Origin of the sequence: Propionibacterium sp., from assembly GCF_047719395.1 — a bacterium.
GTDB lineage: Bacteria > Actinomycetota > Actinomycetes > Propionibacteriales > Propionibacteriaceae > Propionibacterium.
Genome location: NZ_JBDNTB010000016.1, coordinates 17,701 through 40,724, shown reverse-complemented (window position 1 = coordinate 40,724; position 23,024 = coordinate 17,701). Strand labels below are relative to the sequence as shown.

General features: G+C 63.7%; 23 protein-coding genes, 1 pseudogene and 1 riboswitch. Of the genes and pseudogenes, 5 read left to right on the top strand and 19 right to left on the bottom strand.

Going from position 1 to position 23,024, the window contains the following annotated elements:
- The first annotated feature begins 130 nt into the window (after positions 1-130).
- Entirely contained in the window at positions 131-1,702 is a 1,572-nt protein-coding gene (locus ABF648_RS04475; RefSeq protein WP_415631092.1) for an MFS transporter, read from the top strand.
- 85 nt (positions 1,703-1,787) lie between these two features.
- On the opposite strand, the gene ABF648_RS04470 is transcribed toward ABF648_RS04475, so the two are convergent.
- Entirely contained in the window at positions 1,788-3,077 is a 1,290-nt protein-coding gene (locus ABF648_RS04470) for a wax ester/triacylglycerol synthase domain-containing protein (protein WP_415631091.1), read from the bottom strand.
- 297 nt (positions 3,078-3,374) lie between these two features.
- On the opposite strand from ABF648_RS04470, the pseudogene purS reads away from it, so the two are divergent.
- Positions 3,375-3,635, top strand: a pseudogene (gene purS, locus ABF648_RS04465) (phosphoribosylformylglycinamidine synthase subunit PurS); the annotation flags it as partial.
- Position 3,636: 1 nt separating this feature from the next.
- Positions 3,637-4,311: a phosphoribosylformylglycinamidine synthase subunit PurQ gene (gene purQ / locus ABF648_RS04460; protein ID WP_415631090.1), complete on the top strand. Its 675-nt coding sequence runs from the start codon at positions 3,637-3,639 to the stop codon at positions 4,309-4,311.
- A gap of 96 nt (positions 4,312-4,407) precedes the next feature.
- Here the strand turns inward: purQ and ABF648_RS04455 are convergent, their stop codons facing one another.
- The 14 genes from ABF648_RS04455 to ABF648_RS04390 form a co-directional block, all read right to left on the bottom strand.
- Positions 4,408-5,346, bottom strand: a complete 939-nt coding sequence (locus ABF648_RS04455; protein WP_415631089.1) for an N-acetylglucosamine kinase — start codon at positions 5,344-5,346, stop codon at positions 4,408-4,410.
- Positions 5,347-5,433: 87 nt separating this feature from the next.
- Positions 5,434-6,282, bottom strand: a complete 849-nt coding sequence (locus tag ABF648_RS04450; protein WP_415631088.1) for an HAD-IIA family hydrolase — start codon at positions 6,280-6,282, stop codon at positions 5,434-5,436.
- Positions 6,279-7,625 (bottom strand): sn-glycerol-1-phosphate dehydrogenase, encoded by a 1,347-nt coding sequence (locus ABF648_RS04445; protein ID WP_415631087.1) that lies wholly within the window; start codon positions 7,623-7,625, stop codon positions 6,279-6,281. Before ABF648_RS04445 ends, ABF648_RS04450 begins: the two co-directional genes overlap by 4 nt.
- Positions 7,626-7,677: 52 nt before the next feature.
- The gene (locus ABF648_RS04440) at positions 7,678-7,938 is read right to left on the bottom strand and encodes an HPr family phosphocarrier protein (RefSeq protein ID WP_415631086.1); all 261 of its coding nucleotides are present in this window, start codon (positions 7,936-7,938) and stop codon (positions 7,678-7,680) included.
- Complete coding sequence (locus tag ABF648_RS04435; RefSeq protein WP_415631085.1) at positions 7,935-8,303, bottom strand: PTS glucitol/sorbitol transporter subunit IIA; 369 nt, start codon at positions 8,301-8,303, stop codon at positions 7,935-7,937. The genes ABF648_RS04440 and ABF648_RS04435 overlap by 4 nt, the downstream gene beginning before the upstream one ends.
- A gap of 41 nt (positions 8,304-8,344) precedes the next feature.
- Positions 8,345-9,412 carry a PTS glucitol/sorbitol transporter subunit IIB gene (locus ABF648_RS04430; protein WP_415631084.1) on the bottom strand — a complete coding sequence of 356 codons (1,068 nt, stop codon included), beginning with the start codon at positions 9,410-9,412 and terminating at the stop codon, positions 8,345-8,347.
- Between the two features lie 6 nt (positions 9,413-9,418).
- Positions 9,419-9,970: a PTS glucitol/sorbitol transporter subunit IIC gene (locus ABF648_RS04425; RefSeq protein WP_415631083.1), complete on the bottom strand. Its 552-nt coding sequence runs from the start codon at positions 9,968-9,970 to the stop codon at positions 9,419-9,421.
- A gap of 92 nt (positions 9,971-10,062) precedes the next feature.
- Positions 10,063-10,518, bottom strand: coding sequence for a transcriptional regulator GutM (locus tag ABF648_RS04420; RefSeq protein WP_415631082.1), 456 nt, complete (start codon positions 10,516-10,518; stop codon positions 10,063-10,065).
- Between the two features lie 8 nt (positions 10,519-10,526).
- Entirely contained in the window at positions 10,527-12,434 is a 1,908-nt protein-coding gene (locus ABF648_RS04415; RefSeq protein WP_415631081.1) for a BglG family transcription antiterminator, read from the bottom strand.
- Between the two features lie 318 nt (positions 12,435-12,752).
- Positions 12,753-13,046, bottom strand: a complete 294-nt coding sequence (locus tag ABF648_RS04410) for a hypothetical protein (protein WP_415631080.1) — start codon at positions 13,044-13,046, stop codon at positions 12,753-12,755.
- Positions 13,047-13,051: 5 nt separating this feature from the next.
- Positions 13,052-13,903, bottom strand: coding sequence for a carbohydrate ABC transporter permease (locus ABF648_RS04405; protein WP_415631079.1), 852 nt, complete (start codon positions 13,901-13,903; stop codon positions 13,052-13,054).
- Positions 13,900-15,060, bottom strand: coding sequence for a carbohydrate ABC transporter permease (locus ABF648_RS04400; protein ID WP_415631078.1), 1,161 nt, complete (start codon positions 15,058-15,060; stop codon positions 13,900-13,902). The genes ABF648_RS04405 and ABF648_RS04400 overlap by 4 nt, the downstream gene beginning before the upstream one ends.
- 10 nt (positions 15,061-15,070) lie before the next feature.
- Positions 15,071-15,649: an extracellular solute-binding protein gene (locus tag ABF648_RS04395; RefSeq protein ID WP_415631077.1), complete on the bottom strand. Its 579-nt coding sequence runs from the start codon at positions 15,647-15,649 to the stop codon at positions 15,071-15,073.
- Positions 15,630-16,322, bottom strand: a complete 693-nt coding sequence (locus ABF648_RS04390; protein ID WP_415631076.1) for an extracellular solute-binding protein — start codon at positions 16,320-16,322, stop codon at positions 15,630-15,632. The genes ABF648_RS04395 and ABF648_RS04390 overlap by 20 nt, the downstream gene beginning before the upstream one ends.
- Before the next feature lie 173 nt (positions 16,323-16,495).
- On the opposite strand from ABF648_RS04390, the gene ABF648_RS04385 reads away from it, so the two are divergent.
- Entirely contained in the window at positions 16,496-16,735 is a 240-nt protein-coding gene (locus ABF648_RS04385; RefSeq protein WP_415631075.1) for a hypothetical protein, read from the top strand.
- A 51-nt stretch (positions 16,736-16,786) separates the two neighbouring features.
- Complete coding sequence (locus ABF648_RS04380; RefSeq protein WP_415631074.1) at positions 16,787-18,022, top strand: MFS transporter; 1,236 nt, start codon at positions 16,787-16,789, stop codon at positions 18,020-18,022.
- A 421-nt stretch (positions 18,023-18,443) separates the two neighbouring features.
- Here ABF648_RS04380 and ABF648_RS04375 read toward each other — a convergent pair whose 3' ends face one another.
- From ABF648_RS04375 to ABF648_RS04360, 4 genes are all read right to left on the bottom strand, one after another.
- The gene (locus ABF648_RS04375) at positions 18,444-18,599 is read right to left on the bottom strand and encodes a hypothetical protein (RefSeq protein ID WP_415631073.1); all 156 of its coding nucleotides are present in this window, start codon (positions 18,597-18,599) and stop codon (positions 18,444-18,446) included.
- 448 nt (positions 18,600-19,047) lie between these two features.
- Positions 19,048-20,319 (bottom strand): phosphopyruvate hydratase, encoded by a 1,272-nt coding sequence (gene eno / locus ABF648_RS04370; protein WP_415631072.1) that lies wholly within the window; start codon positions 20,317-20,319, stop codon positions 19,048-19,050.
- A gap of 57 nt (positions 20,320-20,376) precedes the next feature.
- Positions 20,377-20,450: riboswitch (Fluoride riboswitch) on the bottom strand.
- 96 nt (positions 20,451-20,546) lie between these two features.
- Positions 20,547-21,311 carry a fumarylacetoacetate hydrolase family protein gene (locus ABF648_RS04365; RefSeq protein WP_415631071.1) on the bottom strand — a complete coding sequence of 255 codons (765 nt, stop codon included), beginning with the start codon at positions 21,309-21,311 and terminating at the stop codon, positions 20,547-20,549.
- A 78-nt stretch (positions 21,312-21,389) separates the two neighbouring features.
- A complete protein-coding gene (locus tag ABF648_RS04360) occupies positions 21,390-22,883 on the bottom strand; it encodes an MFS transporter (RefSeq protein WP_415631070.1) in 1,494 nt (497 codons plus the stop codon).
- Positions 22,884-23,024: the final 141 nt, after the last annotated feature.

The window sequence follows — 23,024 nt, the reverse complement described above, 5'->3', positions numbered from 1 at the left end:
GCTTGGGTCGTGCCGGCCCGATCGCGGGCACGAGCCCGGTTGTGCATGGCGCTCAGTATCACAGTGATCGGCGGTGTCAGAGCCCGCTGGGCCCATCTGAATGTGTGAGGAAGTCCCTATTGTTGGGCCCGTGAGCAGCAGCGAAACACCGGACGATCCACCTGAAGAAGGCCATGGCAAGGGGCCTCACCCTGAGCCTGCGGAGCGGGCAGAGTCCCGGATCCGCACCTTCACGCTGGTGGCCATGTGCCTCGCCCAGTTCATGATCATGCTCGACGTGACGATCGTGAACATCGCCCTGCCCTCGATGCAGCGCGAGCTGCACCTCGACAACAGCGGTTTGGAATGGATCATCTCCGCCTATGCGCTGAGCCTTGCCGCGCTCATCCCCTTCGGCGGTGCACTGGGTGACCGCTATGGCCGCAAGCGATGGTTTCTCATCGGCCTGGTGGTCTTCACCATCGGTTCCATCGGCTGCGCACTGTCCACCAGTTCCACCGCGCTGGTGCTGTGCCGGGCTGTGCAAGGCCTCGGTGGCGCGCTCATGGTCACGCTGACCCTGTCCATCGTCACGCTGGCGTTTCCTCCCACCCGGCGCGCCAAGGCCATTGGCGTCTGGGGCTCACTCGGCGGGTTGGGCTTCGGCATGGGGCCGCTGGCCGGCGGCCTGCTGCTCTCGCGCTTCAGCTGGGAGGCCGTGTTCTGGGTGAACGTGCCGATAGGCCTGGTGACGCTGTACTTCACGCTCCGCTTCGTCAGGGAGTCGCCGCGGGTCTTCGAGGGGTCCCTCGATGTGCCAGGCCTGGTGCTGACCGGGCTCGGCCTTGTGGGTATCGCCTACGGCCTCATCACTGCGTCCTCGCACTCGTGGACCTACCCTGTCGTGCTTCCCTCGCTGATCGTCGGAATACTCCTGCTTTTCGTCTTCGTGCGCTGGGAACGAGTCGCGCCATCCCCGATGATGCCGCTGGGACTGTTCAGATCACTGGGCTTCGTCACCGGCATCTTCGCCTATTTCTTCAACTTCCTGGCGCTCACCGGCGGCATGTTCTACATGACGCTGATGTATCAGAACGTCAAGGGCTGGGCCGTGCTGCCCACCGGTCTCACCTGGCTGTTCATGAACATCCCCTTCGTGGTCAGCGCGCAGTACGCCGATTGGCTGAACCGGCGTCTGCCCGCAGCCGGGATCATCACCATCGGCGCGGTCATCGAGGCGCTGGGCACGTTGCTGCTCAGCATGGTCACCGCCGGCACGCCGCTTCCCCTCACTTTGGCGGGTTTCTTCTGCCTTGGCCTGGGGCCCGGCATCATGATCCCCACTGCCACCCATCTGGCCATGTCGGATGCTCCTGCCGCCTTCGCGGGTTCGGCGTCCAGTGTGCTCAATGCCAGCCGGCAGATCGGCTCGTCGGTGGGCCTGGCCGTGCTCGGAGCCATCGGAGCGTTGGTGACCGGTCGGCACTGGGCCAGTACCGTGGGCGGCATGCCTGACGAGGTGCAGGCCGAGGCAAGTTCGCTGCTGCCCTCGGTGGTGGGCGGACGCATCTCGAACGTGGGGTCGGTCCTTGGTGATTCCGCACGCGGCGCCGCGGTGGATGCCTTCACCGCCGGCTCGCACGTGGCACTGCTGGTCGCCACCGCCTGCATGGTGGTCTGCACGCTCATTGCGCTGCACGCCCTGCGCCGCCGGAGGGTCTGAGGGTTCCGGGCCCGGATCCATTCCGCACCGAAAACGCTTGCCTCGGTGGTGGGCTCTGCCTCGTCCCTTGCCACGTGTCGCCCGGTCAGAGCGAGTTGTTGGTGCCCAGCCAAGACCAGGCGTCTTCGAGCGCCTGCACGAGTAGGGCCTCGTCGGGCCACACCGAGTGGTCGAGCCGTACGCTGATCCGCAGCTGCCCGGCGTAACTCAGCGCGGCGAAGACCAGGCAGACATTGCCGAGTGCCGGGCTGATCGGGGTGAGCGATGTGATCCGGAGCCCATCCACCGAGAGGGGTCCTGCAGGGCCGCGCAGATTCGTCACCAGCGTGGTGATCGCGTGCTGGCGCTCGAACAGCGGGCGGTACAGGCCGAGCCCGCCGAGGGCCGCCAGGCCCAGCGAGAACACCGGAGTTGCCCAGAAGCCGTGCACCAGTGCCTTGCGGCGCCTGGTCAGCTTGGCCAGCCGCGCCAGATATTGGGCGCTCGCCTCGCCCGGCTGCAGTTCCGGTACGGCAATGGCGAATGCGCCAACAGCATTGCGGGTGCCCTGCGAATCCAGGGGTGCCGGACGTGTCACTGGCACGCTCATCACCACCCTCCTCAAGTGCTCGCCCCGCGAGGCGGCGAGCTGGCGGATGGCCATGCCCACCATCGCGAGCAGCACGTCGTTCACCGTCGCACCTGCCCGGTGACCCACGTCGTGCACCTCCGCCAGCGGCAGGCCGAGAGTCACCAGGTGGAAACCCTGGCTGATGGGGGACAGCAGCGAGCTGGCCGATGCCCGGTGCGTGATCCCGGCCAGCAAACCCAGGGGCAGTCGAGGCAGGGGGAGCCGGCGGGGCGGTGCGGCTGCCGTGGAGCCGGGAGTTTCCGCCGGGGTGGGCAGCGGCGGCAACTCACCCGGTGCCACCGGATCGGTGAGCAGCCGCCCGAGCACTGGCTGGGCCACCGTCCCGTCCAGCAGCACGTGGTGCGCCAGGAAGAGCAGGTGGTCGCGCCGGGTGCCATGCAGTACCGTCACCCGCCACATCGGCCGGTCCTCGGGAAGACCCTCGGCGTAGAGCCGTTCGCAGGCCCGCAGCGCGGCAACCCCGTCCTCGGCCGCGTGCCCATCCGGCTCATGCAGATCCAGTTCGAGCACATGCTCCTCGACCGGGCAGTCCATGGTCTCCCAGCGGGCGGCCAGGGTGTTGCGCCCGCGCTGGACGAACCGGCGGCGCAGCACGGGCAGATCCACCAGCGCCGCGGCGAACCGGGCACGCAGCCGCTCGGTGTCGACCCGCCCGGCGGTTTCGGCGAGCACCCCGATGAGGCGCGGGTCGGGACCGACATCTCCGGCCAGCTCGGCGGCATCGCCGATGGTGAATCTCTCCACACTCACAGTCTGGTCCCCAACAGCCGGCCACGCAGCGCACCGCATGCTTTCGGCAGGGCCCCAGCGCCAATCCGAGTCGTTGCCGACGCGCGGTGCCCGATTCGGCATGGACAAGTGGCCAGCGGGCCATCGAGCTCCGAGAACTGCTCGGCATGGATGGCGGGACCCCCTGCCAGGGCGTCGCAGCCCCATGGACGGGAGCCCCTGACACGAGTTGACGCCGACACTTCTGACTCGCCTCCCCAGTCAACGCCGAACAGTCCTCGGTCACCGCGAACGGCCACCACCGACCGCTCCGATAAGCTGTCGCCCATGGCGCGTGTTGTAGTGGATGTCATGCCGAAGCCCGAGATCCTCGATCCCCAGGGCAAGGCCATCACCGGATCACTCATCCGGATGGGTTTCGGGGGGCTGAGCGTCCGCCAGGGCAAGCGCTTCGAGATCGAGGTGGAGGGCGGCGTCACCGACGAGCGCCTCGCCGAGATCAAGCAGGCAGCGGAGAAACTGCTTGCCAACACCGTCATCGAGAGTTTCTCCGTGCACATCGAGGAGAACTGAGGTGGCGCGAATCGGCGTCGTCACCTTCCCCGGCACCCTCGACGATCAAGACGCGCTGCGCGCCGTCAGACTGTGCGGCGCCGAGCCGGTGAGCCTGTGGCACGCCAGCGACTCGCTGGACGGCGTGGACGCCGTCATCCTGCCGGGCGGCTTCTCCTACGGCGACTATCTGCGCTGCGGTGCCATCGCCCGCTTCGCCCCCGTCATGGACGAGGTCATCGCCGCGGCCGGCAAGGGCATGCCCGTGCTCGGCATCTGCAACGGCTTCCAGGTGCTGTGCGAGTCCCACCTGCTGCCCGGTGCCCTTACCCGCAACGAGCACATGCGCTTCGTCTGTCGCGAGCAGCGTCTGCGGGTGGAGACGAACGACACCACGTGGACCTGCTCCTTCACCCGTGGGGCCGAGATCTCGATCATGGTGAAGCACGGTGAAGGCAACTACGTCTGCGACGACGAGACACTCCAGAAGCTCAACGACAACCAGCAGATCGTGTTCCGCTACGTGGGCAATCCCAATGGCTCGTGCGACGACATCGCCGGTATCACCAACGAGCGCGGCAATGTGGTCGGCCTCATGCCGCACCCCGAGCACAATGTCGATCCGCTGGTCTCCGGCTCCACCGATGGACGTCTGTTCTTCGAGTCGGTGAAGTCCTTCCTGTCCGCCCGGGTCTGAGAAACACGAACGGCCTGGGGCTTCGCAGGCTGACCACCGGGCTGGCGAGCCGGGGGAACAACCACCACGGCATTCCCACCACCAAGGCAGAGCCACCTACACGGTGGCCGTGGACACCCGCTGGTTCAGCGCTGATTTCGGTGACAGCTGGGTCATCGCATAGCAGCCGTCCAGTCCGTCGCCACGGCCCTCGGTGAGCTTCACCTGGGGGAAGCGTTCGGTGAGCAGTTTCTCGAAGTGCTTCTCGAGCACTGTGTTGCGGAAGACCTTGCCTACCACCCCGACCGTGGGGTCCGGCTTGTCCGCCTCATCGACCCTGGTGAGCCCGGAGGTCACCGAATGCACGAGCTCGGTCGCGGCATCCTGGCTGATCCGCAGCGCCGTCGCGTCAGATCCAGCGAGCGCCGAGACGATCTTGGCGTAGGAGGCGATCCGGCTGACCTTCATCTTGTCCGACTGGAGGTCCAGGTAGGCCGTTTCGATGTCGTCGAAGTCCTGCTCGATGTGCTCGCTGAGCTGGGTCGGTTCGCCACGTCCGTCGTGGGCGCGCATGACGGCATCCAGCGCGGCCCTGCCGATCCAGTAGCCCGAGCCGGCATCGCCGATGAGATATCCCCAGCCGTCGACGCGGGCCACCTTGGTGCGCCCGACCGCGAGGATGACCACGCCTGTGCCGGCGGCCACCACCACGCCGGGCTGGTCGCCAACGGTTGCCAGATAGCTCGTGGTGGAGTCGTGGGCGAGCAACACCTTGTGCACATCGGTGCCCTCGAGCAGCGTGAGCAGTTCGTTCGGGTCGGCATCATCCTTCAGCCCGGACGAACCGATGGACACCACAGGGCAGTCGACCTCGGTCTGGCGCAGCGCCTTCTTCACGTGCTCTGCGAGCTGCGGCACAGTGGGGCGGTCGTTGAACACTCCGACGTATTCGAACAGATCCACCTGCACACCGTCGACGCGTGGCTGGGCGCGGGTGCCGGTCTGGCCTGCGTCGACGCACAGCACAGGTCCACTGGAAGCACCATTGGTATCCATGGGGGCAAGAATACCGGGCGCATCTGCCGCGAAACGTCGCTCCAACGACATCCACCGCGGCAGAAACACCCGGCATCTCAGATGCAATTACTGCTGTGCCAATTCCTCGGCGTCCTCGGGAATCAGTCCGTCCAAGTGCTCGAGCACGAAGTCCGGCCGGGCAGACGGCTCGCACGTCTCCAGATCACCGAGCGTGCTGTCACCTGTCAGGACCATCGCCGTGGCCATGCCGGCCTGCTTGCCCATCGCGATGTCGGTGTGTAGGCGGTCCCCGACCATTATGACCCGGGAAGGGTCGACATTGATGCCGCGCATGGCCTCCTCGGCCATGATGGCGCTCGGCTTCCCGAAGTTCACCGAGCACTTGACACCGGTGCAAGCCTCGATGGCCGCAGTGATCGCAGCACAGTCTGGCTCACCTCGACCATTGGGGAATGGGCAGTAGCGGTCCGGATTCGTCTGGACGAGGATGGCCTTCTCGTTGTGCTGCAGCGTGTCGAAGGCAATCTGTAACTTAGCGTAGGTGAAGGTGCGGTCATAGGAGGCAATGACAATGTCGATCTCGTCGGCATTGTTACTGATCCGAAAACCCGCCTCGACCAGGGCCGAGATGAGCGGCTGCTCCGCGATCGGGAACAACACGGCATCCGGACGATGTTTCTTCAACCAACTCACGGTCGTGACGACGGTGTTCGCAATGTCGCCGAGAGGCGTGGTCAGCCCGAGCGCATCCAACTTGTCTGCATACTGCTGAGGATCCTTGGTCGGATTGTTCGACAGGAAGCGAGTGGCAAGGCCCCTCGCCCGCAGGGTGTTGATCGTGCGTTCGACTCTCGGGAGCAGATTCCTCCCGAGATAAATGGTGCCATCCTGGTCGAAGATGTAGGCATCGTAGAAGCCGCTGGGACGCCGGAGTTGAGCCGGTGCTTTGCTCACGTCCACAGACCCCCGGCCTCGAAGACCTCGCCGACGAGTGAGTCGAACCAGCCGGCCTCACGGGCAACGTCGAGGACGGTGTAGCGCGAGCGATAGTACATGGCCAGGGGGAAGGTCTCCTGGACTCGCTTCGCGTCGATGCCGATGTCCTCGGGCACCGCCGGGGCGCCGGCCTCCCGCAGCATAGACTGCAGCTCGCGTGCGGGCAGCAGCTGGGCCTCGACCTTGGTGCGTAGCTCCGGCCAGACCCCGATGAAGGTCTCGAGGCGCTTGCGCAGGCCCTCGGGATCCACGTACTTGACCTTGGTCTGCTTCACCGCGTTGTCGGCGAGCGCGCCGCTGAAGCGGTTGCGGATGTCGGTCTCCACGACGTCCCAGGGAGCCCACTTCGAAACAGCCTCGTCGACGTCGAGGGTGGTCAGGTCACGAGCCAGGAAGCGCTCATAGAAGGCGCTCATGGCCAGCGTGCCGATCGCCACCTTGAAGCCGTGCGACAGCGGCGGATCGAGCTCCACGCCGAGGTGGGACAGCTCCCAGATGTGGCTGAAGTAGTGCTCCGCACCACTGGCCGGACGAGTGCCGCGGTAGACCTGCATCGCAAGACCCGAGCGCAGCAACCCGGAGACCAAGCCCCGGTAGGCGTCGGGTTGGCCGGCCGCGAGCTCCTTGGGGTTCGACAGTGCGTCACGAACACCGCCCTGGACGAGTTCCCAGGCGAGCGGATCGATGGGATCGATGCCAATGGCATCGGAGAGTATCCAGTCGGCTCCACCGGGGATCTTGGCGGACAGGTCACCGTAGCCCGAGGCGGTCATGACCTTGGGTGCCTTGGCGGCCACGTCCAGATCGAAGACAACCGCAGCAGGTGCCGGACACGGCATGGTGGTCTTCACGCCGTTCTGGCTCATCGGGGCGCCGAAGCCGGTGTAACCGTCCATCGAGGCGGCCGTGCCGACGACGGCGTAGGGACGCTTGAGCTCGCCCGAGGCGAGCTTGGTCAGGTCGTTGAGTGTGCCGGAACCGATGGCCACCCCGCGTGCTCCGTTGGTGGTGAGAGTCTCGCGGATCGCCACGCAGTGTTCGTAGGAGGCGTAGAGGGCGGGGGTGCCCGGGAAGATCATCGGATCGAGCACAGTGACACCGGCCGTCGCGAGTTCCTTGTTGACCCGCTCGCCCGCAGCCGCCCAGGTGCGCTCGTCGGCGACGAGCATGGCTGGGGTCCCGTCGGAGAACAAGGCGTCCTTCAGGAGCTGGCCAGTGTGGGCGAGAACTCCTCGTCCCACCTCGACCATCTTTGTGTCGGAGGCTTTTGCAAGTCCCTGTTCAATTGCATCATTTGACATCGTTGATATGCCTTACTGTTCAATGGAATTGGTGAATTTTCGAATCGAGCCGTCAATCAGAGGGTCGGCTGATTCTGGTCGTGACGGACGCAAGGGCGATTCGCTCATCGACCCCGTCCGCCCAGACTTCGATCTCTGCACCACTCGGGATCCCCATGGCCAGCAGGTCGATGGGGTGCCGCAGGCTGCAGGTGCGGAGCTCGTGGCGCAGGTAGAGGCTGCTGGAGAAGCTAGCCGCCAGCGCCGCGAGCTCCTGCGCGAGCAGGGCATGTAGCCCGAGCGGGTCATTGACCACGGCCCTCTGATGGATCACGGTTCCTCAATGGAGAACTGACTGCCCACCTCGGGTGCAGGCGGATTGTCGGTGACTTCAATGTGGATGTTCCCCTCCATCTTCGGAGCCGTGGCACCGTCGAAAGCGATCGTCACGTGACCCAGCGAATTCAGGTTTCGCTTGGCCACGTCACCCACTGCTGTGATGGGGTAGGCGTTACCGTCGATGGTCAGGGTCTGGCCGGCCTTGATGTCGCCGGTCACAGGCTTGACGTCGACAATGAAGCAGAACTCCACCAACGATGCTGGAGCCTCGGGACCGAATGTCACGAACATGCGCTCGCTGAGGAAATCCTCGGCGCCAGCGCCCGCCTTGGTGACCGTGGTGTGGTAGATCTCGGACACAATGTTTCCTGCTTTCGGTTGGGGACGGAGTATTGCGTGGTTCAGCTGTACAGGCCGATGCTGGCCAGCCAGGCAACGGCCACGCGCGGAACACCGTTGATGAAGCGCGAGTAGAGCACCGACGGAACACCGACCTCGACCGTTTCGGCTTCGGCTTCGGCCAAGCCGAGGCCGACGGGGATGAAGTCACAGCCGTTCTGGGTGTTGATGGCGAACAGTGCCGGGAGTGCCAGGTGCGGCGGGATGTGCCCCTGGCCGATCTGCACGCCGATGAGAGTACCGATGATCTGACCGATGACGGCTCCCGGCCCCAGCAGCGGGGACAGCAGCGGCAGCGAGCAGATGAGGCCGAGACCCATCAGGCCCCAGCCATTGCCGGCCAGTGGGCTGAGGATCTGGGAGAACCACTTGCCGAAGCCGGAGGCGTTGATGATGCCGATGAGCATGGCCACGAAGGCCATGAACGGAATGACCGTGTTCAGCATCGTCTGCACACCGTCGCGACCGGCCTGGAAGAAGATCGACACGACGCGACCGGCGCCCAGGCCGATCTTCTCCAGGATCGTCTTCTGCCTCTTGGCAGCAATGGTCTCGGAGATCTTTTTGTCTGTACTCCAGTCGCCCTGTGCCGAGGAGGCCTCGTCGGTCTTGTCCTGGGCGACCGTGGTCGGGGCGGTGGCCGACTCGGCGCCGCCGACAGATGCCATCTGGGCCACAGCCGGAGCGGCGGATCCGTCGGCAAGGTGCACCTGTGGAGAGTCCACGGCGGAGACGTAGATGCTCTCATGGATGTATTTGGCGAGCGGTCCGGTCTTGCCGGTGGGCATCACGTTGATCGTCGGGATGCCCTTCTTCGGGTAGATGCCGCAGCGTAAGGTTCCGCCACAGTCGATCACCACAGCGAAGGTCTGGTCGTCAGGCACCGTGGTGGCGAAGCCGTTCACGGGTTCGGCGCCTGACAGCTGGGCGATCTCGTCGATGACATCGGGGCGCATTCCGCCGCCCACGATGTAGACCAGCTTGTTCTTCTCGGGAGTGGGGGTGATGGTCAATGGGCCACCGTAACCGCCAGATCCGTGTTCCACGGTGATGGTATGGAATTCAGCCATGTGTTATCAGCCCTTGAGTGTTGAGACTTTGCTCAGGGTCACGTTCTGCTGCTTACTGACCCATGCGGTGGTGAGGTCGGTGGTCCAGCCACCGAGGCAGTTCATGATCAGGCCGACGAGGAAGTATCGAATAGCCAGCGGACCGGTGTTTAGTCCGAGCGCGGTGATTCCCTGTGCGATACCGAGCCAGATGAACAACTCGGCGGGGTTGATGTGCGGGAAGATTCCGTTGCTGGTGTGGCAGAACTGTGCGGCACTCGCGTAATAGCTTGGCTTGTAGCGCTCGGGCAGGAACCGGCCGAGGCTGTGCACCATGGGATTGGCCAGCATGAACGAGCCGAGGAAGGGGAGCAAGAGATAGCGGCTGATCGGGTTTCCGGCAGCCTTGCCAGCGAATGAGTTGATGCGGTCTTCGCCGATCAACTGGATGAGTGAATTCATCGCGATGATCAGCATCAGGACGAGCGGGACGATGCTGGTCATCCAACCCATGAAGGTTGTGCCGCCTGCTTTGAACAGTCCTATGAACCATTCAGCGGCATGGACAAGGATGTCCATGTGATTTCCTTTCGAAAATACTTCTGATATTGCGGATGAGATGAAGCGGGTTTATTTCATCTCATTGGTCTGGGTGTTTCCGGCCACCGGGGTCATGCCGCCGCGACATTGCGGTGGAACAAGCCCTTGATGCGGTGGCCGATCTGATTCAGCGGCGCGGCGGGCTCAGTGGGAACTCCACCCGCGTGGACCACTGCGTAGTTCTCGCGGGCATTGGCCACCGCTTGGCGCAGCGCCTTGGTGAAGCGCTTGTCGGTGAGCGGGTTGATGTTGACGATGCTCTGGTGGTCATAGGCATCGAACTCACGGAAGCGTGCCAGCACGGTCACTCCGCTGAGCCGGGCGCCTTCGCGGATGTTGCCCTCATCGTCGAGCAGGAAGAGGACGATGGCGCCGGCGGTGAACAGCCCCTTCTTCTTCCCGATCGCAACCGGACCCAGGCGACGGAGCCTGGTGAAGTTGGCCATGAAGTTCTTCGCTTGGAAGAGGGCAGTCACGGTTTGAACTGCATAGATGACGGCGAAGCCGATGGCAATGGTCCAGAACATGGTGTCCCCTAATTGACTGACTCTTGGGAAGCGCTTTCCATCAGGTAGAAAAGCTGTTCGTAACTGGTACAGCGGGAGATCTTGTTGAGGATGGCCGGCTTGTCGGAGAGCCGGATCACCTCGTCGTAGACGCGGATGAGGATTGAGTCGTCGTAGTTCTGCTTATCCGGCACCGCCATCAGGAAGATGAGACGCAGCCCTGGCTCCTCGTCACCGCGGGGCACGAGCCCCAGTGCACAGACGAGCTCAGTGGCATCCGGGGCGACACAGTGGGGGAAGGCAACACCGTCCGCGATGATCATGCTGGAGCGCTGCTCGCGTTCGGCGAGAGCCTTTCGGAAGCTCGGGGCCACCAGGCCGCGGTCCTCAAGTTCGGAGACGAGCAGGTCCACGGCATCGGAGTAGCGGGTGTCCGCGGGCAGCGTGACGAGACGATCATCGTCGATGAATGACAACAGGGTGCTCGCCGGAGATGCGGTGGGGCGCGACAGCGCGCTGGGGGAGGTCAGGCGCATGGCGTCGAGCTTGCGGAGCAGACCTTCTTGGGCGAAGACCTCGGACAATTCGATGGACGGGGCAGTGGTGACGACATGCAGCCCCGGAGTGCTCACGACGAGGTCGTAATGGTCTAGTTCGGGGGAGTGCCCCATCGAAGGCCACAGAGTGAAGCGCGTCCCCACCGGCAGCACCTTGCTCAGTTGGAGGTGGAGCAGGTGGGCCGCGCCGGGGCCACGGTCGGTGACGATCGCGACCCGCAGGTCCTCGTGACGACGCTCCGCGAGATCCTCGAGGAAGACCTGGAAATAGGTGCTGGCGAGGGCCAGCTCGGTGTCGTCCATGACCAGACCGGTCTCTTCGGCGATGACTGCGGCAGCGATGCGGGCCATTCGGAAGGCAACTGGGAATTGTTCCTTGATCTGGTCGGTGGCGACGGCATTGTCGATGTGCAGTGAGTAGCGCATTCGATTGATCATGAATGCGACGTGGTGGGTGAATTCCTCGACCAGGTCAGAGGGATCGATCTGGACATCCATGGTCTGCCGGATCCGCTCGAACAAGTGCTCGACCAATTCGTTGGTGCCCGCTGTTGACGGCAGATCCGGAGTGGCTTCCTCGCTAGTGGGAGTGCGCATTCCTGACACCGGGACGGCGAGGAACAGGATTTCCGAATCCGGGAGCTTCTCACCGATGAAGGGCTCAATGCTTTGGGCGATCGCGAGGGCCACTTCGTGGGCATGGCCACCGGTCAGGGAATGGTACTGGACTGGCAGCTCGCCGAGCGGATGTTCGTTGAGATATCGATCGAGCATGATCGTGGTCCAGCGGTGCAGGGTTCCCTGGAGCTCATGACTGAGCTGGTAGGAGTTCAGTGCCTGCAGAATTGCACGCTCGAGTTCGGCGCCCAGCTGGTAGTGCTGATAGGCGTGCGCAAAGGCGAAGCGCAGGACCGCCATCCGGATGCCGAGTTCAGGGCCGGTCAGCTGCAGCCCGACATGGGTACGCCCCTCGATATGGACGTCGTACTCGGTCAGCCGTTTGCGCAGTCTGCTGAGGTCGGAGACCGCGGTGGTGCGTCCGACATTCATGCTGAGTGCAAACTGCTCGATCGAGATCGGCTCCTCCGAGCGCATGAGGCGGGCGAGTATGTATACCTCACGAAGATCCCTGTCGCTCAGGGTTGGCGTGTCGTTGACAATCCTGTCGCGGATCGTGAGGAAAGCGTCAGCATCGAGCACCAGGAGCCGGTACCGATCACGCTGCAGCCTTATTGATGCGGCGCTTCCCAGGGTCCGGTTGAGCTGGGCAATGTTGGTGGCGATTGTCTTGATGCTCACTCCGAAGCGCTGGGCAAGGGCCTGGGGGTCTGCGGACAAAGAGGTCTCGAGCTGAGTCAAGATGATTGCAGACCTGTTCACTTGCCCTCCCCCCATGGGATCGCGTTGATCCACGCCGATCTTCGATGAACTCTAGAGGGGGCGTCCGGTCGGGTGTAGGCATGAATAGGTCGGCCTTGGGGCGGCAGATTGCTGAGGTCCGGCCTAATGGGCGTGTCGTGCCCAATGGTGTACGGCGCCCTACTGGCCCGCGGTTCGGTGAGTGTCCACTCTGCCCGCTCCGGGGGTTTCCCAGGCGTGGAAACGAAGGGTTCGTGGCGTACATCTCACCACCTGTGTGTCGTCACGGACCTGTGGATGTTGACTGGAGGGCGGCGTCGGGCAAGCCCTGGACGCGGTTCAGTCCTCGCCGTGGAACTCGTGATAGGCGCGCAGGGACCCGCCCCAGCGGGTGGAGATCTGCGGACCGCCGTGTGCCTCGGCGGCCAGCAACCGGTGGCGCAGCTCGAGCAGGGCCGCGAGCACAATGACCAGAGCCAGCAGTGCAAGGGCCCAGCCCAGGGCCGGTCTGCCGGTCAGCTCCATCGCGACGGTCACCACGAAGATGGCCGCCGCGAAGAAGCCGATGAAGCCGACAGCCATGTCAAGTACCTCGATGGCCTTCCAGTTGAAGATCGCCCTCAGGTTGAACATCGCAATCAGCCCTTCACACCACCGGCGGTCAGGCCGGCCACGATGCGCCGCTGGAACAGCAGCACCACGATGACCAGCGGCACTGTCACGATCGTGCCGGCGGCCATCACCGCGGTGTAGGGCTCCTGGTGGGGCAGCGTGCCGGTGAACGACGCGATGGCCACTGTCACCGGTTGGGTCGAATCATTGGAGAGCTGACTGGAGATCAGGTACTCGTTCCAGGAGGAGATGAACGCCAGGATCGCCGTGGTGAAGATGGCCGGTGCGGCCAGCGGCAGCAGGATCTTGCGGAATGCCTGTGCCGGGGTGCACCCGTCAATCCGGGCGGCCTCCTCCAGATCCCATGGCATCTCTCGCAGGAACGAGACCAACGTGTACACAGTCAGCGGCAGCACGAAAGAGATCTCCGGGATGATCAGCGCCTGGTAGGTGCCCATCCAGCCGATCGTGGTGAACAGCTGGAACAGCGGGGTCAGCAGCGCCACGCCGGGGAACATCGAGGCTCCCATGATGGCTCCCATTACGATCGCCTTGCCCCGAAACTCGAAGCGGCTCAGCGCATAGGAGGCGAACACGCCCACCATGAGCGCCACCAGGGTGACGCAGACGCCAATGATGAGGCTGTTCAGCAAGGCGTGCCCCAGATGATTGCCCCAGTGGGTGGACAGAGCAGTGCTGAAATTGTCCAGTGTCACATGGGTGGGCCAGGGTGTGGTGTCGAAGGTGTAGTCGACTTTGCGAAATGCCGTGACGACCATCCAATAGAACGGCAGCAGGCACCACACCATGATGATGATGGCGCTGACCCAGGTGCGGGTGGACTGTGAACGACGCTTTCTTTCTGCCAACTTGCTCATTTCACACCTGCCTTCTGCCGTTCGTGACCCTGTGACTCGGCACGGGGATCCTTCGGGGCGAATGTGGCGGAGTGGGCCGGCCCCGAGATCAAGGGCGGCTCCTTGGGGACTTCTTCCTCCGTCAGCGGGCCTCCGGGCTTGCCCCGGCCCTTCTGCCGCCCGCGACCGAGCAGATCGGCACCGAGGAAGCGCACGAAGATGAAGGCGATGAAGAAGATGAACAGGAAGACGATCGTTGACAGCGCCGACGCGACATTGGGTCCCTGTCTCATCTGCTGCACCACGAGTATCGACCAGGTGGCTGTCGCATTGCCGCCGCCGAAGATGGCTGGCAGGTCATAGATCCTCAGCACATCGAGGATCCTGAACAGCACCGCCACGATCAGTGCCGGGCGCACCAGCGGGATGGTGATGGACCAGAAGATCCTCCACGTCGACGCGCCGTCCACCCGAGCCGCCTCATAGACGTCTTCGGAGATCAGCTGCAGCCCTGCCAGGATCAGCAGCGCCATGAAGGGCGTCGCCTTCCAGGTGTCGATGACCACGATCGCGAAGCGGGATGCCCACGCGTCGCTGGTCCACAGGATCTGCTTTCCTAGCAGAACATTGATGATTCCAGCCACGGCAAAGAGGAAGTACCACAGCTTCGCTGTGACTGCAGTGGGGATGGCCCAGGGCACCAGGATCGCCGTGCGCACCATGCCCCGGCCCTTGAAGGCCCGATTCATGATGATGGCGAACCAGAAGCCCAATACCGTCTCCAGCGGCACAGTGACCACGGTGAAGAAGAGCGTGGTGAAGGTGGATGGCCAGAACTGCGAGCCGAGTGAGCCGGGCGGGCAGGGGACGTTGCCCGATGCCGAGGAGCACTGCTGGAGCAGCCAGTGCGAGTAATTGCTTATCCCGGCGAAACCGCCGTCGGCGAAGAATCCGGTGGCAGGATCGAGGCCAGGATCCTTCTGCAGCGACATGATCACGGCGTTGACGATCGGATAGCCGATCACCACGACCAGCAGGAAAAGGGTCGGGGCAATGAGGAGCCAGGCATTGCGAACCTGGCGTCGGTGCATATCTTGCAGGCCGATCCGTTCCGGCTCACCCCTGCGGGGTGCGCCGCCAGGACGCACCCCGCCAGGTGTCTTCGCAGATGTGGACATGGTGGCCTCGTCAGCTTCCCGACGCGGCTTTAATCGCATTGCCCATGTCGGTGAGGGCCTGGTCAACGCTCTTCGAACCCTTCAGGGCGTCGGTCGAGTTGTCCTGGATCGCCTTTGTGACTGCCGGATAGTAGGGCGTCACGGGGCGGGGCATGGCGGTCTGGATCGAGGTCTTCAGGGTGGACAGGTAAGGCAGCTGCTTGTTCAGATCCGGATCGTCGTAGAGCTTCTCCATGACCGGTGCATTGGAGGCCTGGGTCACGAAGAAACGCTGAATCTCCTCGGACTCGATGAATTTCATGAAGTCCAGCGCGGTGCCCTTGTGCTTGGAGTAGGCACTCATCCCGAGGTTGTGACCACCCAGGCTCGAGACGCCCACACCATTGTTCACACCGACCACACCTGGCAGCGGTGCCACCCCGAACTTGTCCTTCACCACCGAGGAGCCATCTGTGGAGGCCAGCGAGTAGACATAGGGCCAATTGCGCATGAACATGAGCTTGCCGGCCTCGAAGGACTGGCGGCCCTGCTCCTCCTGATAGGTCAGCGCGGCCTGGGGGATGTTGCCGTCATTGAACCCGGTGACCAACCTCTGTAGACCGGCTTTCGCCTGGGGGGGTGTCCAGGGTCGGCGTCGTGCTGTTGGGGGCGATGATCGTGCCGCCATTGGTGTTGATCGCCTCGGCCACATTCACGGTCAGGCCCTCATACTGGGCGAACTGGCCTGCATAGCAGTCCATGTTGTTCTGCTTGGCGATATTGCACTCCGACATCATCTCGTCCCAGGTGCCGGGAGGAGTCGGAACAAGATCCTTGCGGTAGAACAGCAGGCCGCCATCGGAGACCATCGGTGCCGCATAGAGCGTGTTGTTGTATGTGGCGCCCTCGACGGTGGGCTTCATCAGGCCGGACGTGTCGATGGCGAACTGGTCCTTGAGGGGTTGCAGCCAGCCCTTCGCGGCGAACTCAGCGGTCCAGATCAGATCGATCGACGCCACATCGTAGTTGGGATCCTTGGCCTGGAAATGCTGCACCAGATCATCGTGCTGCTGGTCGGCATTGTCCGACTGCTCCTTGAACGTGACCTGCTCGTTCGGGTGCGCGTCGTTCCACTTCTGCAGGATGGGGCGGACGACATTGTTGTTGTCCTTGCCCTGCACATAGGTGATGGGGCCGCGGTCGGCGGCGCCGCCGGATGACCCTGAGCCAGAATTCCCCGAACAGCCCGACAACGCCAAGGCACCCACCGAAATCAGGGTCAAGCCGTGGAATCAAAATGATCGAAACCGTGATCGCATGATGCTCCTTGTGGATTCATGACCTAAGAGTTAAAACTTATGCCACGTTGCATAAGTAACTTTCGGTCTTCTCACGATATGCGCTGTCCGGGACTCCTGCAAGGGATTTTGAGAAAGCGGCGGTTCAGCGGGAAATTATGATTTCTGAAGACAATCAAAGAAATTTTTCATTTTTCTCGAAGGGTGGATGGAACCCAAAACGGGCGAAATTCGAAATTTTACTCGCCTTTCTGGATTTCGTCCACGATGTGCACATCGCTGCCATCTCTGGTTTGGTCAGGGTCAGCTCGGAGGATGTCCGGAGTGCTGAGTCAGGGTCAATCACCGGCGGCCCCCGGCTGCGCCACAATGATCTGACCGGAGCGTTCGGGCACTGACGGCACACACGGTCTATGGGGTATACGAGGATTGGCTGGACGAGGGGGACCATGAGCGCACGACACGACACCGGCGGTGGCGCCACCATCTGGGCACGCAATGGTGACCTGCTGGTGTTCGCCGTCAATGGCATGGCCACAGCGAGCTGGACGTCAAGGATCCCCGACATCAAGCAGCACCTGGGGTTCAGCCCCGGCCAGCTGAGCATTCTGCTGCTGGGCGTATCCTTCGGCTCGTTGTGCGGCCTGCCGATCGCCGGGCGCATCGCGCGGGCCATCGGCACTCGCAACACCGTGCGGCTCGGGCTGTTCCTCATGCTGCCAGGTCTGCTGATGGCCGCGGTCGCCATCACCGTGAGGGCGCCGCTGCCGGTGATGATCCTCACGATGTTCCTCACCGGGCTGGGCATCGGCATCTGGGATGTCGCCCAGAATCTGGAGGGCACCTTCATCGAGGTGGAGACCGGACACGCCATCATGCCCTGGTTCCATGCTGCGTTCAGCGGCGGAACGGTGGTCGCTGCCCTCGTCTCGGCAGGTTTGATCTGGTTGCACGTACCATTGCTCGCGCACATCGCCGGGATGGTCGTGGTCGTCGGCATCGCCGCATGGTGGGGCAGTGGGCGATACCTGCCCGATGGCATGGTGACGCGCGCCGAAACCACGGCTGGAGACCAGGTTGCCGTCGTGGCGCCGGCGGCGCGATCGGCCTGGACCGAGCCGAGGACCCTGCTCATCGGCGTCATGGTACTCGCGGCTGCGTTCACCGAGGGCGCAGCCAATGACTGGATGGCAGTGGCCTTCGTGGAGGGTCATCACCTGCCCACCGCTCTCGGCGTGGTGGCGCTGTCGGTCTTCCTGGTGTTCATGACCTGTGGTCGCATTCTCGGTACCGCCATGCTCGATCGCTATGGTCGGGTGGCGGTGCTGCGGGTGCTCTTCAGTGCTGCGGTGGTGGGCTGCCTGCTGGTGGTCCTCGGCCCGCCCTGGCTGGCCTTCGTCGGCGCCGCCATCTGGGGTGTCGGCGCGAGCCTTGGATTCCCGGTCGGCATGTCGGCTGCTGGGGATGATCCGTTGCGGACGTCCTACCGGATCTCGGTGGTGTCCACCATCGGCTACGGCGCCTTTCTGGGTGGCCCGTCGCTGCTGGGCTTCCTGGGTGACCACTTCGGAGTGCTGCACGCGCTGCTGGCTGTCGGCATCATGGCGATATTCGCGCTGATCGTGGTGCCAGCCGCAAGGCCGTTGACGACCGCGTCGGGGGAGTCGGCTGTCTCGTCGGGGTGATGTTCGGGACTCACCCGCAGTGCGTGCAGGGCCGGGCAACGTTCTCCGGGATGGCGTGACTCCGTGCAGGTCGACGGAGACGGATTCGCCGGGAGTATCGGCAGAGTGACGTCGATCCACCACTCGTTGCCTGCCGCTGCTCCCAGCAGCGGGGTCTCTGCTCCAGCAGAGCCTTCTTTCCCGAAGCCCTGGAGATCACTGCAGAAATCAAGTACCAGAAAATCGGTGTTGTCCTGGCCCGATCCACAGAGATCGAGGCACAGTCGGGTGTCGCGTCCGATCATTTGCCAGAACTTGGTCCTTGGGTGCACTTTCTTGAGGAACACCAGGTTGACTACCTCGTGCACATCAATTCCAGTGTCGGGCATGTCGACGGAAATTGCGCCATGCGGAGCCTTCTCCTCGACCGAGAAGTCGTCGATCAGCGACTGGCGTAGTCAGTGGCATGGGTGACCACCTGGGCGAATTTCCCGGCGTATTCGGGATGGGCAATGCCGAAACGCTGCCGGATGAATTCAGGGTGACGCTGGTTCTTGACGAAGATGATCGTCGTGCCAGGCCGGTCCGCGCCCGCCACTTTGCGGCCTCGGACATCAGCGTCGCCGGTCTGTACGGGCTCCTCGCGCCCGAGGCGCCGTGTGGCTTGACGCTTCGCTGGCGCAGCTGTCAGACATCCTCGTCGAACGAGGAACCGGCGAGGGTGCAAACGAACGCCGCGCCACCGCACTCGGCATCCCGGCCACCCGAGCCAGGGCGCTCGCACCCATCCAGGAACACGTGGTGATGAGCACTCCGCCATCTGCTTTGCCGCTGAGTGTCCCGACGAGGCTGCTCAGCCGACTTTGCCGAGGTCCTTGCTCGAGCCGATGGCCGGTGCGGCAGGCAGTTGCCATTGGCAGATGCGGTGAGCGCATTGAGAGCTGATCGTGCTCGTCATTGACGTCTGAAGTTTGTCGAGCGCAGCTGTGCCTGGCCCCGGCGAACAGCCGGAACCGGGCACAGTGGTCAGAACCTGGTCCAGCTCGTCAGGCGAGACCGTAGTCGAGATCGGGGTGCTCGGCCTCGATCTCCATGAGCCGGTTGTATTTGGCGACGCGCTCGCCGCGGGCAGGCGCCCCGGTCTTGATGTGGCCGCAGCCGGTGGCCACGGCGAGATCCGCGATGAATGTATCGGGGGTCTCGCCCGAGCGGTGGGACATGAACTGGCGATATCCGGCCTTCGCGCACACGTTCATGGCCTCCAGAGTCTCACTCACCGTGCCAATCTGGTTCAGCTTGATCAGCGAGGCGTTCGCGACGTGCTGCTCGATGCCCTTCTTGATGATGGCCGGATTTGTGCAGAAGATGTCATCGCCGACCAGCTCAAGTCTGTCACCGAGGGTGGCCGTGAGCTTTTCCCAACCGGCCCAGTCATTCTCCGCCAGGCCGTCCTCGAGCAACCAAACCGGGAAGTTTGCCGTGATGTCTGCATAGCGCTTGATCATGTCGTCGCTACTGATGTGCTTCCCGTTGACAAGATAGCCACCGTCAGTTTGGTGGAATTCCGAGGAGGCCGGATCCATCGCGATCGCCACGCCCCCGGGCCCCAGCACATGGCCTGCCCCGTCGATTGCCCGGACCAGGGCCTCCAGCGCCTGCTCTGGTTCGCTGAAGTCAGGCGCGAAACCTCCCTCGTCGCCCAGGCCCACAGGGTGTCCCGCGGCCTTCAGCTGGTCGCGCAAGGTGGCATAGATTTCGGCACCCGCCCGCACCGCCTCGCGCATCGAAGTGGCTCCGATTGGGCTGATCATGAACTCCTGGAAGTCCAGCGGGTTCGCCGCATGGACACCGCCATTCAGCACATTGAAACAGGGCACTGGCAGGCGCGGGGGCTGGCTGGCGATCCCCGGCAGGAACTGGAAGAGTTCCTTCCCCTCCACGGCGGCGAGCGCGCGGGTGTAGGCCATCGAGACGCCCAGAATGGCATTGGCCCCGAGGCGGGACTTGTTCGGCGTGCCGTCGAGGGCGATGAGTTCTTTGTCCAGCTCCTGGAAAGAGTCGAAAGAACGCCCGCAGAGGGTTCTGGCGATCTCACCGGTGACATTGTGCACGGCCTTCAGGACGCCGAGTCCGTGAAAACGTGCACCCTCGTGGTCACGCAGCTCAACGGCCTCACGGCTGCCCGTGGAAGCTCCGGACGGCACCATTGCCTCCGCATGGGTGCCCCCAGACAGCGACAGCCCAACCTTGATGGTCGGGCGTCCTCGGGAATCGAGGATCTCCAGGGCAGTGACTGATGAAATAGCGGGCACAGACATAACGCACTCCTCATGTTCAGCACACGGGGGAGGGCACCACAGCCTCTGCCCGTGCATTCACGGGTAGGGACTGTCAGCCAAAACGGCGGTTTGGGCTTTGAGCCCGGGCGGGTTCCATCGCCGATGTCATTCTATGCCGCTCTTCGGCGCGGATCGGCCGAAAAATGTGCCCGGCTCCGGCGAACAGCCGGAACCGGGCACAGATCACGCAACTGAAGTTGTGCAGCTCACACAGACGCAGAGGCCAGTGCAGACACCTGGACCGACGGATTCGACAGGGTGCCGATACCCTCGATCGTGATGTCGGTGCGCTGACCAGGGCTGATGGTCGCCCAGGTGGACGGCGACCCGGTGAGCAGGGCATCGCCCGGCCCCAGCGTGAGATAGCGCGTCAGGCAGACCAGCTGCTCGGTGATGTTCCAGGCCAGTCCATCTGTGTTGGCCGAGGCGACGGATTGGCCGTCCAGGCTGACGTCGATGCGCAGATGATCGGGGTCGAGATCGGTCTCGATCCACGGGCCGAGTGGGGTGTATCCGTCGCCGTTCTTCACCTGCGTCATCTTCTCGTCCAGATCAGCCTGGGTGACATTGGTGACATCATTGCCGATGCAGTAGCCCAGGATCGACTCCGGCACCTCTTCGGGAGTGAGACGGCGGCTGGTCTTGCGCATGATCACCACGAGCTCGCCCTCGATGTTGATCTGGCCCAGCGTGGGGTCCAGTTCCACCGGAGCGCCCGGCCCCACAACGCTGCGGGCCGATTTGCTGAACGCCTGCGGCGGGAGCTTACGATCCTCGGGCCCGGAATTGTGCGCCATGCCGAGCACCACGAGCGGCTGTGTGGGTGCCAGCAGCGTGGCGCCCTGCACAGGGAAGACCTCCCCGGTGCGCTCCAGCTCGAGCGCGAAGAGATCCTTCACGACCGCCCAGTTCTCACCGTCCTGAACCACCTGGCGAGGCCCTTGGGGGGTCTGGATTCGTGCCAATCTCATGCTTGCTCCTTGTTCAACAGTTGACTTCCCCGGGAGGTGCGGAGCATCAGCGACGATGCCCCGCACATCACACAGGACTCAGGAAATGATCCTTTTGGATGCTTTGATCTCGGTAGTTCCGAGGACGTCCGTGGTGACGTCGATCGGAGTGGTGTCGAGGGTCAGGCGGCTGGAGTCGTCCTCGGACAGGGGTGCCAGCTGTTCTGCTTCCTGGGCGGGCTCCTTCTCACCGGCATCGGTCAGCAGGGTGAGGTCGCGGCCCTTGGTCTCTGGAACCAGGAAGGTAGTCACAAAGGTGATGCCGCCGAGCACGAAAGCGTAGATCGCCAGCGGCCACCACGCCTTGTGCGTGATGTTGAGCAGCCAGGCGCCGAGGATCGGGGCAAGACCACCGGCCAGCACTGCGGAGATCTCACGGGCAGACGCGACACCGATGTAGCGACGCCGGTTGCCGAACAGCTCGGGCATCATCGCGCACTGCGCACCCAGCATGATGCAGACGCCGAAGCTGATGGCCACGGTGATGACCATGATGGCCAGAGCGACATTGCCCTTCGACAGCAGGTACCAGCCCGGGAAGGCGACCACCATGATGACCGCGGCGCCTGTGCGATAGACGGGCTTGCGGCCGACCCGGTCGGAGATCTTGCCAGCCAGCGGAACGGTGAAAATGCCGATGACGGAACTGATGGCGACCGCGAGCGAACCCCACGACTTGGTGACGCCCCACATGACAGCGAAGGAGACGGCCAGGGTCTGGAAGAGGTATGAACCGCCGTTCTCAGCCATCCGCAGGCCGATGCCGCGAAGCACATTGCCGCGGGAGTGCTGCATGAGGTCCTTCAGCGGGTGATCCACAACCTCGTCCTGGGCCTCCAGTGTGATGAAGGTGGGGCTCTCGCGAAGGTGGGACCTGATCCACACCGCCACGGCGATCAGAGCCACGGAGAGCAGGAAGGGCACGCGCCACACCCACGAGAAGAGCAGGTGATCGGGAACCATGGTGACAAGGGCGAACACACCGGACGCCAGCAGCGTGCCGAGGTAGATGCCGATGAAGGGAAGTGCGGCGAAGAAGCCGCGTCGTTCTGGCGGTGCATACTCGGCCATCAGCGTGGTGGAGCCGGCCTGCTCGGCGCCGGCGCCGAAGCCCTGGCACAGCCGCAGGAAGATCAACAGCACCGGAGCCCACATGCCGATCTGCTCACCTGTGGGCAGCACGCCGACGAGGGTGCTGGCGCCGCCCATCAGGGCGATGGTGATCAGCAGCACGGTCTTGCGTCCGAGCCGGTCGCCCATTGCGCCGAAGAAGAAGCCGCCGATCGGCCGGGCCAGGAACCCGACTCCGAAGGTGGCCAGGGACGCTATCAGTGCTGTTCCCTCGCCCAGGGCGGGAAAGAACAGCTTGCCGAAGATCAGCGCTGAGGCCAAGCCGTACAGCGCGAAATCGTAATATTCCAACGCGCTCCCCACCGAGCTGGCGAGGGTTGCCCGTTGCAAATTCTCGGCGTACTCGGGGTCGTCATGGCCTCGAGATGTCTCCGCCACCTCATGCGCGAAATGTGCATTCATCACTGCTCCCTTGCAGAACACGAATGAGCTCCAGCGAGTACCGGTGCCCAATGATTGCCGCTTCAATGCGGTTGTTTCGCTTCGCTGCGTTGCACCCCAGCATATCCAGCATTCTGAACGGTGTCCATAGTAATGAACGAA